The organism is Aciduliprofundum boonei T469 (genome assembly GCF_000025665.1).
GTDB classification, from domain to species: Archaea; Thermoplasmatota; Thermoplasmata; order Thermoplasmatales; family Aciduliprofundaceae; genus Aciduliprofundum; species Aciduliprofundum boonei.
Window position 1 is genome coordinate 1,189,222 of the sequence record NC_013926.1, and the last position, 16,461, is coordinate 1,205,682.

General features: G+C 36.2%; 19 protein-coding genes. 5 read left to right on the forward strand and 14 right to left on the reverse strand.

The genetic code is table 11. The features are described from left to right. Positions 1 to 3 precede the first annotated feature (3 nt). Genes ABOO_RS06260 through truD form a run of 3 tightly spaced genes read left to right on the forward strand, consistent with a single transcriptional unit; the run spans position 4 to position 1,899 of the window. Complete coding sequence (locus tag ABOO_RS06260; protein ID WP_008083061.1) at positions 4 to 249, forward strand: 50S ribosomal protein L24e; 246 nt, start codon at positions 4 to 6, stop codon at positions 247 to 249. Further along, complete coding sequence (ndk, locus tag ABOO_RS06265) at positions 221 to 667, forward strand: nucleoside-diphosphate kinase (RefSeq protein WP_012997372.1); 447 nt, start codon at positions 221 to 223, stop codon at positions 665 to 667. Before ABOO_RS06260 ends, ndk begins: the two co-directional genes overlap by 29 nt. Next, positions 667 to 1,899 (forward strand): tRNA pseudouridine(13) synthase TruD, encoded by a 1,233-nt coding sequence (truD, locus tag ABOO_RS06270; protein WP_008083913.1) that lies wholly within the window; start codon positions 667 to 669, stop codon positions 1,897 to 1,899. The genes ndk and truD overlap by 1 nt, the downstream gene beginning before the upstream one ends. Here the strand turns inward: truD and ABOO_RS06275 are convergent. From ABOO_RS06275 to ABOO_RS06290, 4 genes are all read right to left on the reverse strand, one after another. Continuing rightward, complete coding sequence (locus ABOO_RS06275; RefSeq protein ID WP_012997373.1) at positions 1,868 to 2,578, reverse strand: ECF transporter S component; 711 nt, start codon at positions 2,576 to 2,578, stop codon at positions 1,868 to 1,870. The two genes, truD and ABOO_RS06275, sit on opposite strands and share 32 nt — an antisense overlap. Next, complete coding sequence (locus tag ABOO_RS06280; RefSeq protein ID WP_008083930.1) at positions 2,579 to 4,135, reverse strand: ABC transporter ATP-binding protein; 1,557 nt, start codon at positions 4,133 to 4,135, stop codon at positions 2,579 to 2,581. After that, a complete protein-coding gene (locus ABOO_RS06285; protein WP_236614133.1) occupies positions 4,128 to 4,967 on the reverse strand; it encodes an energy-coupling factor transporter transmembrane component T in 840 nt (279 codons plus the stop codon). The genes ABOO_RS06280 and ABOO_RS06285 overlap by 8 nt, the downstream gene beginning before the upstream one ends. 62 nt (positions 4,968 to 5,029) lie before the next feature. Then, a complete protein-coding gene (locus ABOO_RS06290) occupies positions 5,030 to 5,914 on the reverse strand; it encodes a DUF4430 domain-containing protein (RefSeq protein ID WP_012997374.1) in 885 nt (294 codons plus the stop codon). Positions 5,915 to 6,003: 89 nt separating this feature from the next. Between ABOO_RS06290 and priS the strand changes: the two genes are divergently transcribed. Together priS and ABOO_RS06300 are read left to right on the forward strand one after the other, a co-directional pair. Then, positions 6,004 to 7,218: a DNA primase catalytic subunit PriS gene (gene priS / locus ABOO_RS06295; protein WP_008083928.1), complete on the forward strand. Its 1,215-nt coding sequence runs from the start codon at positions 6,004 to 6,006 to the stop codon at positions 7,216 to 7,218. A 37-nt stretch (positions 7,219 to 7,255) separates the two neighbouring features. After that, the gene (locus tag ABOO_RS06300) at positions 7,256 to 7,462 is read left to right on the forward strand and encodes a 30S ribosomal protein S17e (protein ID WP_008083137.1); all 207 of its coding nucleotides are present in this window, start codon (positions 7,256 to 7,258) and stop codon (positions 7,460 to 7,462) included. Here ABOO_RS06300 and taw3 read toward each other — a convergent pair. The 10 genes from taw3 to ABOO_RS08055 all read right to left on the reverse strand — a co-directional run bounded on the left by taw3 (position 7,434) and on the right by ABOO_RS08055 (position 16,383). Continuing rightward, complete coding sequence (gene taw3, locus ABOO_RS06305) at positions 7,434 to 8,012, reverse strand: tRNA(Phe) 7-((3-amino-3-carboxypropyl)-4-demethylwyosine(37)-N(4))-methyltransferase Taw3 (protein WP_012997375.1); 579 nt, start codon at positions 8,010 to 8,012, stop codon at positions 7,434 to 7,436. The two genes, ABOO_RS06300 and taw3, sit on opposite strands and share 29 nt — an antisense overlap. Positions 8,013 to 8,061: 49 nt before the next feature. After that, positions 8,062 to 8,511, reverse strand: a complete 450-nt coding sequence (locus tag ABOO_RS06310; protein WP_008083944.1) for an OB-fold nucleic acid binding domain-containing protein — start codon at positions 8,509 to 8,511, stop codon at positions 8,062 to 8,064. Between the two features lie 132 nt (positions 8,512 to 8,643). Beyond that, on the reverse strand, positions 8,644 to 9,762 hold the full coding sequence (locus tag ABOO_RS06315) for a class I SAM-dependent methyltransferase (protein WP_008083814.1): 1,119 nt from the start codon (positions 9,760 to 9,762) through the stop codon (positions 8,644 to 8,646). 122 nt (positions 9,763 to 9,884) lie between these two features. Continuing rightward, complete coding sequence (locus ABOO_RS06320) at positions 9,885 to 10,319, reverse strand: hypothetical protein (RefSeq protein ID WP_008083943.1); 435 nt, start codon at positions 10,317 to 10,319, stop codon at positions 9,885 to 9,887. A 4-nt stretch (positions 10,320 to 10,323) separates the two neighbouring features. Continuing rightward, entirely contained in the window at positions 10,324 to 11,394 is a 1,071-nt protein-coding gene (locus tag ABOO_RS06325) for an ABC transporter ATP-binding protein (RefSeq protein WP_008082910.1), read from the reverse strand. After that, a complete protein-coding gene (locus ABOO_RS06330; RefSeq protein ID WP_008083158.1) occupies positions 11,387 to 12,430 on the reverse strand; it encodes an ABC transporter ATP-binding protein in 1,044 nt (347 codons plus the stop codon). Before ABOO_RS06330 ends, ABOO_RS06325 begins: the two co-directional genes overlap by 8 nt. A 4-nt stretch (positions 12,431 to 12,434) precedes the next feature. Next, positions 12,435 to 13,352 (reverse strand): ABC transporter permease, encoded by a 918-nt coding sequence (locus ABOO_RS06335; protein WP_008083844.1) that lies wholly within the window; start codon positions 13,350 to 13,352, stop codon positions 12,435 to 12,437. A gap of 5 nt (positions 13,353 to 13,357) precedes the next feature. Next, positions 13,358 to 14,365 carry an ABC transporter permease gene (locus tag ABOO_RS06340; protein ID WP_012997377.1) on the reverse strand — a complete coding sequence of 336 codons (1,008 nt, stop codon included), beginning with the start codon at positions 14,363 to 14,365 and terminating at the stop codon, positions 13,358 to 13,360. A gap of 58 nt (positions 14,366 to 14,423) precedes the next feature. After that, a complete protein-coding gene (locus ABOO_RS06345) occupies positions 14,424 to 16,124 on the reverse strand; it encodes an ABC transporter substrate-binding protein (RefSeq protein WP_008083909.1) in 1,701 nt (566 codons plus the stop codon). Between the two features lie 97 nt (positions 16,125 to 16,221). Continuing rightward, positions 16,222 to 16,383: a ubiquitin family protein gene (locus ABOO_RS08055; RefSeq protein WP_008082955.1), complete on the reverse strand. Its 162-nt coding sequence runs from the start codon at positions 16,381 to 16,383 to the stop codon at positions 16,222 to 16,224. Positions 16,384 to 16,461: the final 78 nt, after the last annotated feature.

The following is a 16,461-nucleotide window of genomic DNA, read 5'->3' on the forward strand; positions in this document are numbered from 1 at the left end:
TAAATGCCCACAAAGCATGTTTGTGCCTTCTGCGGAAAAGAAATAGAGCCGGGCACTGGCAAGATGTATGTTACTAGGACTGGCACAGTTTACTACTTCTGCAGTAGCAAATGCTACAAGAATATGATCGAATTGCACAGAATACCTCGCAAGGTTAGATGGACCGCTGCGTATAGAAAGGAAAAAGAAGTTAGATTACATTTAATACAGAGGCGAGAAAATGAAGCAAAGGACATTGGTACTTCTTAAGCCTGATGCGGTTAATAGAAGGCTTATGGGGGAGATTATCTCCCGCTTTGAAAAGAAAGGATTGAAGATAGTGGCAATGAAAATGCTCTGGATGAGCAGGGAAAGAGCTGAGAAGCACTACGAGGTACATAAAGACAAGCCATTCTATGAGAGCTTGATAGATTACATAACCTCTGGCCCAATAGTGGCAATGGTTTTAGAAGGAGATAGAGCCATAGAAGTTGTCCGCAAGATGATGGGTAAGACAAATGGGATAGAAGCAGAACCAGGAACGATAAGAGGAGATTTTGCAATGAGTATACAGAACAACCTTGTGCATGGCTCGGATTCTGAGGAATCAGCAAAGAGAGAGATACCAATATTCTTTGATGATAGTGAAATTTTAGAGTACAGGCTGGTAGACGAAGTCTGGATATAATGTACACTGAGAAAGATATAGGCATTTTTTCTTTTTTATCCTCCACTTCTGGCATAGGTGGGAAGTTAAGGAAAAATGTTGAAGATTTTTATGTTGAAGAGATTCCATTAGAGCTGGAAAAGAAGGACAATGGCAAACATCTTTGTTTAAAAGTTAAACTTTTTAACTGGGAAACTAACAGATTCGTGAAAATATTGAGCAAAAATTTGGGAATTAGCAGACACCGCATAAAATTTGCAGGAAATAAAGATAAAAGAGGAGTAACCATACAATATTTTTGCATCCTTAATTATCCAGGAAAAATAAACTTAAATCTTAAGGATGTTGAAATTCTTGATGAATTTAGAAGCAGTAGGGAGATAAACATAGGAGATTTGTATGGAAACAAATTCGAGATAGTGGTTAGAGATGCAAAATGTGATGATAGAGTTGATAAGATAGAAGAGGAGTTAAATGGTTTTTTCCCAAATTTCTTTGGTGTGCAGAGATTTGGAGCAAGCAGACCTATAACCCATATTGTTGGAAAATTTATAATTAAAGGTAGATATGATGAGGCTGTAAGATACTACATAGGCTTTCCCTCTTCCTTTGATGAGGATGATGGAAGAAAAATCTTCTTTGAGAATATGGATGCACGGGAAGCCATAAAAAATATAAGTAAAAATGCAAGTTATGAGAGAGCAATGCTGAATTACCTGATAAAAAATGAGAGAGATTATGTGGGTGCTCTAAAACAGCTACCCAAGAATCTCTTGCTATTATTCGTGCATGGATATCAGAGTTATATATTCAACAAAATTCTTAGTAAAAGATTAGAAATAGGAATTGATGTGCAAGTTGGAGATATAATTATGAAGGTAGATAAATTTGGATTGCCTATGCAAGAATTTGTTAAAGTTACAGATTTCAATATTGAAAAAATTAAGAATTTAATTAATGCAAAAAAAGCATATGTTTCCACCATACTATTTGGATATAATTCATATTTTAGTGAGGAGTCTCAGGGAGATATCGAAAGAGAGGTAATTGATGAGGAAGGGATAAATAAAAAAATGTTTCACATAAAAGAGATTCCAGAATTGAGTTCAAAGGGTAGAAGAAGAAACATAATTTCTCCTATTATGGATTATAATCGAGACAATTGTAAGTTTAGGTTTATCCTTCATCGCGGCTCCTATGCCACATCCCTTATGAGAGAGTTTATGAAGCAGAATTCTTTGGAATTTTATTGAATAATCCATATCTCAATTTATATCTCTCAAGCAGTTTTATAAACCTTATAGCAAATAGATCAATGAAAATAACATTGCCCAAGGCATGCAAAGTGTCAAACCAGATGGATGTAGCTTCAACCATCAGAAAACTCTGCCAAGTTAAACGGTAGATAAACGCAAGCCAGTACCATACATTCATTATTATACCGTAAAGGTACCCGCTGAAGAATCCCAAGATTAAGAAGGCAAGGAACTCATGCTTTTTCCCATACATAAACTTTCTAAACAGCCACCCAATTATTCCTATTATTCCCCAAGCAAACATCTGCCAAGGTGTCCAGGGTCCTTGACCTAAAAAGAAATTTGAAAGAAGCGCTGTCTCTGCTCCAATCATAAATCCTGCAAATGGACCGAAAACATATCCAGAAACCAAGATTATAAATGTACAAGGTTGAACATTTGGTATTGCAGCAAAGGGTACTCTTGCTACTGCTGAGAAAGTGCCCAAAATAGCTATGACGGCGATTTCTTTGCTATTATTCGCACTTCTTTCATATAACACAAGTAAGGCCAATAGAATTAGAAGGAGTATAAGCATTGAAGTCACGCCTAAAAATTTTGGATAAAATGTGGACAATGCACCAATACCTAAAATTAGAATTATTGTAACTATTAGAAAAAAACTATCTTTTCTCATTTATAATCCCTCAATATCTTCCTCTACAAGTATCCTTTTATCTCCAACCCCATACAAAAGCTTGTTCAGTTGTGTTGTGTAGTTTAGAGAATTCGGCATTATCTTTCTTTTCTCTCCCTCAACTATGATTCTTCCCTCTGCCATAATAGCCACTCTATCCACCGTTCTCGCTATCATTTCCATATCATGGCTAATAAGTATTATCCCCCTTGATGTTGCATATTCCTTTAGAAATTTCGATAATTTTAACTTATGTGAGTAAGATAAACCCCTCGTAGGCTCATCCAAAATAAGTATCTTTGGTTCTATAACTGCAATAGAGGCAATGGCAGCTAGCATTCTCTCTCCACCAGATAGATCCTTTGAGTTCTTATCTCTCAAATTCCATATACCTAGCTTTTTCATTATATGCTCTACTTTTTCATCATTTTTAACACCCGTAGAAATATCTTCATAAATACTATCTCCAAACAGGTGCAAATTTGGATTTTGAAATACCATGCTTATCTTTCCTCTCCTCTCTATTTTTCCCTTATGCGGTTTTAATAGGCCCACCAAAATCTTTGCAAGCGTAGTTTTCCCAGCACCATTTCTACCTACAATTCCCAAAATTTCGTTCTCATAGAGGCTCAAATTTAATCCTTTTAAAACTGCATTTTTATCATAGGAAAATTTTAATTTTGTTGCTTCTAAAATCTTTTTCCCGTATTCTTTTTTCTCTCCCTTGTATTTCAATCTTTTTAAATCTTTAGCCAAAATTCTCCTTCCCTCCTTTACGGAGAGAGGCAGATAATCTTTTTTTAATAGAATAGCCAGTCTGGAAACTTGAGGATACCCTATACCCAAGGCATCAAAATCAACTTTAGATGCTATTATTCTAGGCTCTCCATCACCAATTATTTCCCCTCCTGAGAACACAATGATTCTATCTGCTCTGTACATAGTTCTTTCTAAGCGATGCTCTGCTAGGATAATACCTATCCCAAAATCATCATTTAGTCTTTCTAACAAGCTTAGAATATCCTCAGCAGAATTGGGAGATAATTGACTTGTAGGCTCATCAAGGAGCAGAAAATCAGGATATGTGGCAATAGCCGTTGCAATGGCAACTTTTTGCTTTTCCCCTCCAGATAACTCTTCAATTCTTCTATTTCGAAGATTTGCAATATTAATTAAATCTAAAGCTTCTTCTACCCTTTTGGATATTTCGTAACTCTGCAGTCCCATATTCTCCAGGGGAAATGCAATTTCTCTTTCAACAGTTTCCATAACAATCTGATTTTCAGGGTCTTGAAAGATTGAGGACACGCACTTTGCAATTTCTCTTGGAGGGTTATTTTTTATCGCCTTGCCATTTACTTTCACTTCTCCCTCATATCCACCGCTATAAAAATGAGGAATGAGTCCATTTATAGATCTTAAAAATGTTGTCTTGCCAGAGCCTGATGGGCCCACAACCAAAACAAACTCTCCTCTATCAATTTTCAAATTTACTTTTTCTAAATTCCATTTATTGGATAAAGCGTATTTAAATGAAAAATTTTTGAACTCAATCATAGATGCTCACCCTCCCTAATAGCAGAGAAAGAGGTAATGAAAACATTAAAATGCACATTGGAACGCTATAATTTCTCCCAACCTTGGGATAAAAAACAAAATTCCCATGAAAAGTTATGTAAATGGTGCCCATGATGGCAGTAAAAATTAGAATGAAAACAGCCATTTTTTGCAGTGTATTTAGATTTATCCTTTTCCAAGCCCTCCGGGATTTAGAGGGATAGCCCTTTGTCTCCAAAGCTTCTCCAATCTCTATGGCTCTTTCCATCGATATATTGAGAAGGGTGGCCATGGCAGGATATCTCGCATTGATTCTATCTTTTAAACTTCCTGTGGATACAGGTAGACCCTTCAATTTTAAAGCATTTAGAGAATCCCTTGCTTCCTCAAGCATTATTGGGAAAAATCTAAGGGAAATAGATAGGGTCATTATCGCTTTATGAGGAATCTTTAATCTCTCCAATATGTTTATCAAATCTTCCATTCCCACATTGCTGTTAAATATGGCAAATGCTCCCATTATTATGAGAAGACGAAGAATCATTGAGGAGGAGAAAACAATTGATTCGTATGTAATTTTAATGAAATTCCATTCCACGAGCACGGTTTCTCCATTTGTGCCTAAAAGTATGTTAAAAATAAAAATGAAAATAGAAAAATAAATAGTGTATCTCATAAGCGTATGCCATAAATGGGAGTTCATAATCATCTTTAATACGATTAATGAGAGAAATATGGAAAATAGAATGTATGGGGAGGAAAATATTAAACTCAAGTATATGATAAGCATTAGCCACACAAATATAACAAAATGATTGATGTTTATTTTCATTATTTGCACCCTACCAGCGAGAAAGGAGAGAATTAAGGAGAGAAGGAAAAGGAGCAAGATTATCATATCCTCTCACCGTTAAAATACCAAAATAAAGTTATGTTCCCACTTAACAAATTTTCTATGCTCACACTCAAGTAATTTTCATCTGTGGCATAAATCCACATAATAACATTCTCACAGGAATTCAAGCCCTTGGGATTGAAGGGAGATTGGGATATTTGTATAAAAGATCCTTGATAAACTCTTTCTCCTGCCATGATATTTCCGTCTTTAACATAGTAATCCCATCCAAGCTTGGTATGTATACTATTCAAATAATCACATATTGAACTCTCGTATCCAATCACTATCACATTATTGTTCTGCAACTCTTCCGTAGTTATATTCTCTGTGAGGATAGAATTTATTCCAAATTTTTCAAAATATGAGCTTAGCTCTTTTGCGTATTTAAAATACCTATTCTGGTATACTATTGTGGTATTATAAACCATTCCATTATAACCATGCCAGAATGGCTCTGGAAAATCTGCTATTTCCGCATAGTTTATTGAATTGGATTTCCACCTATGAAAATCCCATCTTATCACATCTCCTGGATGTATTTTATATAAAGATGCCCCAACATTAGCCAATATACCGTTCACATAATAGAACCAGAAAAATGTGCCGTTCTGGCGTATACCATTTATTCCTGTAACAAATTTTCCATTATAAGCCGTGGATACATTTGCGATTTTTTCAAGGGTATCTATAACATTCTCTCCCGGCTTAACATTTTTCTCCTCAATTATCTTCTCTCCAAAATACAAGGAAATTATTATCTTTGTATTATTTTGAGGCATTTGGGGAGCTTGATTCTGGGGAATTTGAGGATACAAAAGAATCATGACTATTAATAGGATGGCTATGAATGCAATAATTCCTCCCTTCAATCTTCTCTGCATACTTATGGTGATGAACTAAACATTTTTTAAATTTTCTAAAATAAGTTTTATGTAGAAATCATTTAATAGGGGACATAAATAACAATTATGTGGATGCAAACACAGCGTTTCTCAAATCTAAATTTCGGGAATACTATTTGAAAAACGATATTCTTTTACCTCCAAGATTTACCAAGAGAGAGTATGGTTTTATGTTCTTTGATAAAAAATTTGTGCTAAGACATAAAAGCTTCAAGAGAAGCTCTGAGATAAAGAGATTTTTGGTAGAAAATGTCCCAAAACATGCGTATTATTCTACCGCCTATTACAAAGCTCCAGATGTGCAAGATATGGAAGAAAAAGGATGGTTAGGAGCCGACCTGATATTTGATCTGGATGCTGATCACATACCAGAAACAGAAGGAAAAAGATATGAAGATATGTTGAAAATAGTAAAAAAAGAGGCAGAGAAATTGATATTTGATTTCTTGGTGGGAGATATGGGGTTTAAAGAAAATGATTTATTTATTGCATTCTCGGGTGGCAGGGGATACCATATTTATGTGAGAAATCCCGAGGTTTGGGAGCTTGATAGCGACAATAGAAGGGAAATTGTGAATTACATAACAGGCGAAGGAGTGGATATTTATAAATTTTTTAGAGTTGAAGAGATTAAAACTGGAAGAAGAAAGAGAAGAAAAATCTATTATCTCTATCCTCTCAACTATGGTGGATGGTACAGCAAAGTGCACGCAGAGATAATCAGGGAGTCAAGGTATCTTCTTGAAATATACAACTCCTTTGGAGAGAATGAGCTTATAAAGAAGATAAATGAAGTTTTAGAAGATAAAAAGTTATCAAAGAAGCTTGTAAGAGAATTATTGTCAGAGAATAAGGAATACACTACAAAATTAGAGCATCTTGCCAATAGTGAAGAGTCACAAAAACTCCAAATTTTTAAGAATGATGCCCTTCGAGATCTCTTCTTGATATACATAAAGAATAAAATAAGAATAAAAGGTGAGGTAGACGAACCTGTAACAACTGACATACATAGGTTAATAAGATTAATAGGTTCATTACATGGAAAAACTGGTTTCCTTGTTAGGTCTTTAACCTTAAAAGAGTTTAAATATTTTAACCCTTTAAAGGATGCTATTCCAGAAGTATTTAAAAATGAAAATACAAAAATAAAAATAAAAAATACACTAAAAATAGAGTTGAACGGGGAGAAGTATGAACTTCAGGGAGAATATTGTGTACCGGATTATGTTGCAATCTTTGCAATTGCAAGAGGTTTAGCTGATTTCATAGCGAGATGCTAGGGAAAAGTATATATTTAAGCTTCCATTTGCGGCAACTATGGGATCAATAAGGCCTTCAAACATAAAAAGAGTCGCACGAACGCTTGTGGATACTTATCCTGATAAATTTAATGGCGATTTTGAAAATAACAAAATTATGGTATCAAAATTGACTGATGTGCAGACAAAGAGATTGAGAAACATGCTGGCGGGATATGTTACTAGATACTGGAAAATTAAGAAGATGAGAGAAGAAGGGAGTTAATTTTTTCCTCCAGGCATTTTAATTTACCCTTCGCCCTAATAAGTAATTTATTTGCCATTTCTAAAAAGAATGTTAACTGTTCCTCTTTCACAATAATTTTTCCCTCTCTTCCTATTGGAATGTGCAAATTCTCGGTGCTAAGCACTTCAACAAGAATTTTTTTAGATTCAATTTTCTTTATTGATGTGTATTTAAATCCGCATTCTAAGGATATCTTTATCAATTTATTTGCCCACTCTGTCTCAGATGCTACAATATGAATTATGGGAGATTGCATAATAAAAAACAAATAATGCTCTTTGTAATCCTTTAAGCAATTTACAAGCTCTTTTTTATCCACTTCCCTATGCCATTTACAAACGAATTTTGCATCTTTTTTATCGCCTATTTCTGGTATATTTAACAGCACAATTCTACCTGAGCAACTACTAGTGGTATAAAAATAAGGCAAAGAATTGATTTTTTCTAGAAGGGATATTATATCTTTATCCACTTCACCTTTACTCTTCGCCCTTTCGTATTTTTCCAAGGCCTCTTTTTTATTCATCATTTAAATCACTTTATTTTATAAACCTATTACATTTATTATACTTACTAAATCATTGAAATACAATTATCCCCCATCTTCCAAGCGATACCTGTAAGCCGTATATATTCTCTCGAACATATCCATTTATTATCTTTATCTTCATCTCGGGTTTTAGTTGCATACCTATTTTATCTATTTCCTCGTTCCAAAGTACGAGTTGACATGAGCCGGTATCATCATAAATATCGACTCTCATAACTCTTAATTCCCCGTTCTTCCTTGTTTCCACGGAGCCTATTCTTTTTATTTTTGCCTCTATCGTGGCGTTTATTCCATCGTATAAATCTGCAATCTTCATTTTATTTCCCGGATTTCTACCAAGCTCATCTACAATCATATAAGCTATCGCCTCTTCATTGAGTAACCCATCATACTCTTTCTCTCTTTTTTTAATCTCATCTTTAAATCTCTCATAGGACATAAGATCTTCAATAAGGAGATAGAGAGCGTTAATGTCCATAGATGGACATCCACTCCACAATCATAAACTTAACGACCCCATGGAATGGCATTTTTTGATTTTACCTCTACGCTATCAAACCAAAATATACCAAATTATAAGGTCAATTGAATAAATGAAACATAACATAGGTTATGTTACATCCTTTGCTACCACATATACTCCATTAATGTGAAAAAGCGAAGCTTTATCCGTTCCACTTAATTCTCTTTCTATTTTCCCCCTTATTTTCCAATATTCCTTTGGATTCAACTTCATTCTCAATGTAACCTTTCCGAATTTCTCCTTACGCAGGAATTTAATTATGTCCTCTAAATTCTCAGAATAGTCCAAAACAATGAAAGGCTTTAGAAAAGGAGATTTGATTAAATTATCAGATGATGCCAGGGTTCTTCTTTTCCCTGTAGAAACATACCACAATCCTTTGTACCTTTTTTCTAGCTCCCCTAACAAATGGGCATAATAAGGTGCTTCATCAACTATATAAACGTAATTACTAAACTCACTTTTTAAAGTAAATACATCATCGTCATTTGATTCCAGTGTTTCACCAGAAGGTAATGCAACGGCTCTTCTATCAACTCTGTAGAGGCTACCAATATATGCTGTTAATCTTCTAATGCTACCATTCAACGATATATACTCTTTTTCCCAATCTTTTGGGATTTTATCTTGAGAAATTTGGGGAGGTATATCAAATATGTAATCTCTCTTTCCATATTTCTCTATAATTTTTAAAGGTGAAGGCAAGAGATTTCTTAAATCTCTTTCTTTCTCCTCCTCACTTCTTGCAGGATCTGAAAAGATTATATCATATCTTTTAGCGATATTGTAAATTTCGTTGCTACAACAATCTCCGCAGATAAATTGCATATTTTTTATTCCGTATGTTTTAGCATTTCTTCTTGCATATTCAATTCTTCTCTTATCAATATCCACACATAAAACCTTTCTATTTGTGCGGGCAAAAAAAATTGCCTGCATTCCAACACCGCAGCTTATATCCGCTATTGTATAATCCCTTACTCTTTCCGCTCTGTATTTCCCTATAACTTCTGGTGTAGAGTATCTCAATCCATAGGTGTCAAAATACAGCTCTTTTTTTGAGAATTTATCCTTTATTTTTATTCTGCACTTTGCAACTTCATATACTTCCTCGGCATCGAGATTTTTAGAGATCTTTTTTATTATTCTCTCCTTTGGATAACCTCTGCGAATCAGAGCAATTGCCTTCTCTATTTCCCTTTCCATATCCACAAACCTACATAATTTCGAAGAAAATAAAAGCATCGTTGCATAATTTGTTGATTAAATAAACATTATATGTGTATAATAATTATTAAGTAACCAATAGGACATATAAAATATAAAATCTAAGATTTTTTAAGCCATATAATTTTTACTTTGGAAGGTAACTTTTCTCTGATCTCATTAAAAACGGACCTTTTTATGAAATAATAGCCCTTCTGCGAAACATAGAATAAGAAACCTTCGCGTAGAAATCCTTTTATTTCCAATACTTTTTTCACATCTCTCAGTTCCATGATCTCTTTCTTTTTCGCATCACCATGCCTGTAGAGACGAGGCACATAGACCGAATCTTCAAAGATAACATAAAGAGAGGTACCGATATATAGATAAAAAGTTAAAAGAAACAGAATTATGGAGATAGATAGCATAATAGCCGAAGATAGCCAAAGGTGAATTAACAGATCCACTATTCCACCCAGAAGAAACATTAAAGCCATTAGGTATCCAAGTATCGTGAAGGTCAATCGAATTACTTTTCTCCTCAGCTCCCTGTCCATTTTATTATCCCTTTGTGTAAAGGTGGCAGGCTACATAATGCCCTGGCTTTGCTTCGATTAATGGTGGCTCTAGTTTATCACATATACCAGCTTTGAAATATTCGCATCTTGGATGAAACCTGCATCCTTTGGGTGGATTGACGGCACTTGGTACCTCGCCTGTAAACAATTTTCTCTCTTTCTTTCTCTTAGTTGGGTCTGGTATAGGTATGGATTCAAGGAGCAATTTAGTGTAAGGATGGAGAGGATCATTGAATAAATCTTCAGCAGGTGCTAGTTCTACAAGTTTTCCTACATACATCACACCTATTCTATGAGCCATGTGCCTAGCTACACTCAGGTCATGCGTGATGAAAATATATGTTAATTTTAGGTCTCTCTGTAACTTCTTTAGAAGATTTAAAATTTGAGCCTGCACAGATACATCCAACGCAGATGTAGGCTCATCCAGCACTATAAAATCAGGATTTAACGATATGGCTCTTGCGATACCTATTCTCTGTCTTTGTCCCCCACTAAATTCGTGAGGAAACCTGTGAAGGTGCTCTTTTTTCAAGCCAACTAGCTCAAGCAGCTCAATTATTCTATCTTCGACTTTATGAGGAGGCACTACCTTATGCGTCAAGAGAGGTTCGGCAAGTATTTTTTTAACAGTCATTCTGGGATCTAAGGAAGATTGTGGATCTTGAAACACTATTTGCATTTTTCTTCTATATGGCATCATTTCCTTATCTTTTTTCAAGTTCAAATCATATTTTTTCCTTATTTCTTCCAATTCTCTTTTAGATTTCTCATCTTTTTTGCCCACAAGTTCTCTAATTCTATCCTGCACATTTTTGGGTGTTTCAAAGAAAATCATGCCATCATCTGCTTTTATAAGCCTTAAAATAGTCCTACCCAATGTTGTTTTACCGCAGCCAGATTCTCCAACTATACCTAAGGTTTCACCTTTTTTTATCTCTAATGATACATTATCTACAGCTTTAACATGGGCAATGATCTTACCAAACATACCTCCCTTTACTGGAAAATATTTCTTCAATCCATAAATTTGAAGAATTGTATCATCACTCATTATCCTCACCCTCCGTTTCCTTGATCTTTTCAAAGAATTCCTTAGCAAAATGGCAAGCGACATAGTGTCCTGGCTCTATCTCTACTAACTTAGGTTTCTCCTTCTTGCATATATCTTGGGCATACTCGCACCTTGGATGAAATCTACATCCAGGAGGTGGGTATATTAGATTGGGTACAGAACCTTTGATATATTTCAATTCCTCTTTCTTTTCAGCTATACTGGGTATAGCTTGCATCAGTCCCCTGGTATAGGGGTGTACAGGATTTTTAAAAATTGTATAAACATCTGCCATCTCCACAATATTTCCAGCGTACATCACCGCTACTCTATCGCATACATCTGCTACAACACTCAAATCATGCGTAATAAGAATTATTGATATCCCCAATTTCTCTCTCATATCCAGTAGGATATTTAAAATCTGAGCTTGAACAGTCACATCTAAAGCTGTTGTAGGTTCATCTGCTATAAGCAAAGAGGGTTCGGTAGCGAGCATCATTGCAATCATAGCCCTTTGTCTCATTCCTCCACTCAACTCGTGGGGATAGCTATCTATAGCTCTCTCCGGATCAGGCATCCTAACTAACCTCAACATATCTATAACATTTTTTCTTTCCTTCTTTTTAATATCTTTTGGAGCTTTTTTGATATTTTCAATACCATATTTATGCAACAGGATTATCTCTAGAATTTGATCACCTATGGTGTACACAGGATTTAAAGCAGTCATAGGCTCTTGAAATATCATACTTATACCTTTACCTCTAATTTTTCTCATTTCATCCTCTGGTAACTCTCTAAGGTTCTTCCCTTGGAAAATTATCTTTCCGCTCTCTATCTTTCCAGGCTCATCAATTAACCCAATTACAGAAAGAGCAGTTACTGATTTTCCGCAACCAGTTTCACCTACGAGCCCGAAAATTTCCCCCTTTTTTACAAAGAAAGAAACACCATCCACAGCTTTTACAACTCCCTCATAAGTGTAAAAATAAGTATGAAGATCTTCAACCTTTAACAATATCTCATTATCCATGCTTTCACCTCCTTAACCTCGGATCCAAGATATCTCTGATTCCATCACCAAATAGATTGAAAGCTAGTACAGTTATGAATATTGCAAGTCCTGGAAATGTGGACCACCACCAATAGCCAGAAACCAGCCAAGAGCGCCCTTGGCTAACCATAACGCCCCAGTCTGCAGTGTATGCAGCAGCACCTAGACCCAAGAAGGCCAGACCTGCAGCAGTTAGAATAACATTTCCAAGATCCATGGTAGCTTGGACAAGAATTGGGGGCAATGAGTTTGGTATGACATGTTTCCATATTATTTTGAATCTACTTATGCCAATAGCCCTTGCTGCCTCTATATATTGATTCTCCTTTACAGATAGAACTTGGCCTCTCACTATTCTTGTATATCCAGGCCACCAAACGATCATTAATGCATACATAACATTCTGCAATCCCGGACCGAGAGCTGCAGTTATAGCCATTGCCAAAATTAATCCGGGAAACGCAAAGAACATATCGCAGATTCTCATCATAATTTCATCAAACCATCCTCCAATATAACCTGAGTATGCCCCCAAGAGAACACCTATAAGCATTGCCACTATTACAACTATGAATCCTATGTAAAGGGCTTCTCGAGTACCATAAACGACCATACTAAATATATCATGGCCCATATCATCGGTACCAAACAAGTGTTTCCAACTAGGTGGCTCAAGCATCGCTGATGAATCATAGGGCCAATACTGTTGTCCACCCACATATTGAGGATGGTATGGGGCGATCCAAGGAGCAAAAACCGCAACCAAGAATATGAAGATTAGAATAATTAAACCTGTGAGCGTTAGAGGACTCTTTCTTATTAAATGCAATGTATACTTAAACTCTTTAATCTGCGACTCGTGAGCCTTCGAAAAACTCCTTATTGCTCCAATTTCAGCCATCCTCATCACTCTCCCAGTTTGATCCTTGGATCAAGATACGCATACATTATATCCACAATCAAATTCCCAATCACAAATATTATAGCCATAAGCAATGTGACTCCCATTATGGCGGGATAATCCAGTGTTGATATAGCTTGATAAGCGTATCTACCCATACCCGGCCAAGCAAAAATCGTTTCTGTAAGGACTGCGCCTCCAAGCAATCCAGCGAACGCAAGTCCTGAAACTGTTAAAGTCGGTATCAGAGCGTTTCTTAATGCATGCCTATAAATAACAACTTTATTTGATAATCCCTTTGCCTTTGCAGTCTTTATATAATCTAATCGTAGAACTTCAAGCATACTGGATCTAGTCATCCTTGTTATTACAGCTAAGGTTGCATAAGAAAGGGTTATGGATGGAAGTATAATGTGCCGTAAATCAACTACAAATGCATGCCAATCGAGAGATAATATACTATCCAGTATCCAAAGCCCTGTATAAATGTGTCTAGGCGGTATGCCTCTTCCGCTTGCAGGTAGCCAGCCCAGATATGTATAGAAGAGCAAAATTAAAAGTAAACCAAGCCAGAAAATAGGCATTGATACACCACTCAAAGCAAAAACTCTTGAAAGATGGTCGGGTATTTTATTTCTTTTAACAGCAGAAACAACACCTAAATATATACCAGTTGGGATAGCTATAGCCATGGCCCATAAGGTCAATTCAAATGTTGCTGGAAAATAATTTGCAAGACATTGAGCAACTGGTCTTTTTTCCGAATGCGAGTACCCCCAGTTTCCCGTGAATACACCTGTGATATAATAGTAGTATTGCACATAAATAGGATCATTTAAGTGGTATTCTATTCTGATTTTCTCAACAACCGATGGTGGAGCCTTCTGTCCAGCCCATGCTCTAGCAGGATCAGCAGGTATCACAAAAGATATTGTAAAGGTTATCAGTGTAACTCCTATGATAACTGGAAAAAGCAGCAATAATCTCCTAACAATATATTGCCATAGTTTCATTAGAAAGGTTATAGATAGCAAATACTTAAAAATTTAGATATATAAAAAGAAAAAAGAGTTAAGATTTTTCTTCACTTACTTTGTATAGAGAATAGAACTGTAGCATCATCACTGGGTTGTAGAAGTATCCCTGTAGCCAAGTTCTGTATACTGCAACATGCTTGTTCTGCGCGAGATATATGAATGATGGATCCTGCATTGCTATCTGCTGTATCTCCTTATAGAGTTCAATTCTCTTTGTCTGATTTACACAGTACTTTGCCTCAAGAAGTAGCTTATCCACTGTAGCATTATGCCAGCCTGTCTCGTATGTATCTCCACCAATTGCTGCAGAGCCAAGGAACGGAAATGCATAGTCATCAGGGTCATTGTAATCGGGAGCCCAGCCAACTATAATCATGCTGTAATCTCCACGGTCCATCTTATCCAACAGAGTGGGCCAAGCGAGTTCTTGCACATTGACTGCTATACCAATCTGTGCAAGATCACCTTTAACAATCTGTGCAATGTGGGCACGGACATCATTACCTTGGTTGTAAATCAAAGTCAATTGAATTGTTGCAGGAAGATGATACTTCTGCCTTGCATCATTCATAAGCTGCTTTGCTTTATTTACATCGTAAGGATACATGAACAAATTGTTGTCATGGCCAGGCATACCCTTTGGTATAGGACCCTGAAGTCTTATTGCATAACCCTTGTAAACATCCTTTATGATGGTGTTATAATCAATTGCATAGGATATTGCCTGTCTTACTTCCTTATAGTATAGAGGATTAGTCTTGTTCTGATATTTCGGTCTGCAGTTCATTTCAATCATATCTACATCAAATGTCAATCCACCTTCATCAACCTTGATACCTGGCTTACCCTTAACATCATTGAGATGGTTCACAGGAATGTACGCCATATCAGCGTCTCCCTTAAGAAGCTCCTGCTCTCTAGTTGCTACTTCAGGTATGTTCTTTATGATTACATACTTAACATGGTGACCGCTCCAGCCACCCCAGTAGTTAGGATTCCACTCTAGTTTTATGTATGCGTTATGCTGCCAAGTAACTAACTTGTACGGACCTGTACCTACCATATTCTGGCTCATCCATGCATTGTCCTTATTGGGCTGAACTCCACCATGCTCATTTACAACCTTTGGATCAACTATGGATGCAACTGTGAATGCGATTGCTGGCAAGAAACCACCGTATGCTTTTCTAAGATGGAATGCAACTGTATAGTCGTCAATTACTCTAACGCTGCTCTGCCCATCTGGACTATTCCACTTGCCCGTTGTGGCATTGTAGGTATACATAAACTGACTTAGAATCCAAGATACACCTGTCTGTGGAGAATTCATTATCAATACTCTGTCAAAGGAGAACTTCACTGCCTCAGCATTGAAAGGATCACCATTGGAGAACTTAACATTATGTCTTAGATGGAATGTCCAGTTCTTACCTGTAGAATCAACACTCCAACTTGTTGCTAGAAGCGGATATATATGCTCAGTATCGCTTCCATGGTAAGTTACCAATGTTTCATACACATTCTGTATAACCACACCTGATGCCGTGTCATATGCCTCTGCTGGATCCAATGTCTGTGGATCCCCAATAGTGTCCCAGACAAAAGTGTCTGGATTCTTCACTGGTGGTGTTGTGGGTTGATTGCTGGATGGTGCCGTCATCACGGCCCAGGCCGCAACGACTACAATTATTATCACCACCACAGCTATTATTCCATACAATACTCCTTTTTGCATTTCAATACCTCCCACGCTTAGTTGGGCGAGAAGATAATTGATACCCAAATATATAAGTTTTTTGTTAAAAGATAATTGTTAGAAAATTTAAAAGATTTTATAAGAATCCAAATCTATCTTGCAATTCGGTTGCAACCTGATTGAGAATCTCTTCAAAACTCTCACTTTCGATCTTGGTCACAGAGCCATCTGGAAGAGTTATTCTCGCGTAGAATATATCTCCATCGCGCACAATTTCCACATCTGCAAGTTTGCCCATATCATTCACCTCTTTAAGAGGGAGGATTACATTAAGAATATAAACTTTTCCTCAAATAAAGCGCAAATTATTAATTTA

What these genes read in the sequence shown, in the direction of transcription:
- ABOO_RS06260 (WP_008083061.1), top strand. Translation starts at nt 4, where the DNA reads ATGCCCACAAAGCATGTTTGTGCCTTCTGCGGAAAAGAAATAGAGCCG.
- ndk (WP_012997372.1), top strand. Translation starts at nt 221, where the DNA reads ATGAAGCAAAGGACATTGGTACTTCTTAAGCCTGATGCGGTTAATAGA.
- truD (WP_008083913.1), top strand. Translation starts at nt 667, where the DNA reads ATGTACACTGAGAAAGATATAGGCATTTTTTCTTTTTTATCCTCCACT.
- ABOO_RS06275 (WP_012997373.1), bottom strand. Translation starts at nt 2,578, where the DNA reads ATGAGAAAAGATAGTTTTTTTCTAATAGTTACAATAATTCTAATTTTA.
- ABOO_RS06280 (WP_008083930.1), bottom strand. Translation starts at nt 4,135, where the DNA reads ATGATTGAGTTCAAAAATTTTTCATTTAAATACGCTTTATCCAATAAA.
- ABOO_RS06285 (WP_236614133.1), bottom strand. Translation starts at nt 4,967, where the DNA reads ATGAAAATAAACATCAATCATTTTGTTATATTTGTGTGGCTAATGCTT.
- ABOO_RS06290 (WP_012997374.1), bottom strand. Translation starts at nt 5,914, where the DNA reads ATGCAGAGAAGATTGAAGGGAGGAATTATTGCATTCATAGCCATCCTA.
- ABOO_RS06300 (WP_008083137.1), top strand. Translation starts at nt 7,256, where the DNA reads ATGGGATCAATAAGGCCTTCAAACATAAAAAGAGTCGCACGAACGCTT.
- taw3 (WP_012997375.1), bottom strand. Translation starts at nt 8,012, where the DNA reads ATGATGAATAAAAAAGAGGCCTTGGAAAAATACGAAAGGGCGAAGAGT.
- ABOO_RS06310 (WP_008083944.1), bottom strand. Translation starts at nt 8,511, where the DNA reads ATGGACATTAACGCTCTCTATCTCCTTATTGAAGATCTTATGTCCTAT.
- ABOO_RS06315 (WP_008083814.1), bottom strand. Translation starts at nt 9,762, where the DNA reads ATGGAAAGGGAAATAGAGAAGGCAATTGCTCTGATTCGCAGAGGTTAT.
- ABOO_RS06320 (WP_008083943.1), bottom strand. Translation starts at nt 10,319, where the DNA reads ATGGACAGGGAGCTGAGGAGAAAAGTAATTCGATTGACCTTCACGATA.
- ABOO_RS06325 (WP_008082910.1), bottom strand. Translation starts at nt 11,394, where the DNA reads ATGAGTGATGATACAATTCTTCAAATTTATGGATTGAAGAAATATTTT.
- ABOO_RS06330 (WP_008083158.1), bottom strand. Translation starts at nt 12,430, where the DNA reads ATGGATAATGAGATATTGTTAAAGGTTGAAGATCTTCATACTTATTTT.
- ABOO_RS06335 (WP_008083844.1), bottom strand. Translation starts at nt 13,352, where the DNA reads ATGGCTGAAATTGGAGCAATAAGGAGTTTTTCGAAGGCTCACGAGTCG.
- ABOO_RS06340 (WP_012997377.1), bottom strand. Translation starts at nt 14,365, where the DNA reads ATGAAACTATGGCAATATATTGTTAGGAGATTATTGCTGCTTTTTCCA.
- ABOO_RS06345 (WP_008083909.1), bottom strand. Translation starts at nt 16,124, where the DNA reads ATGCAAAAAGGAGTATTGTATGGAATAATAGCTGTGGTGGTGATAATA.
- ABOO_RS08055 (WP_008082955.1), bottom strand. Translation starts at nt 16,383, where the DNA reads ATGGGCAAACTTGCAGATGTGGAAATTGTGCGCGATGGAGATATATTC.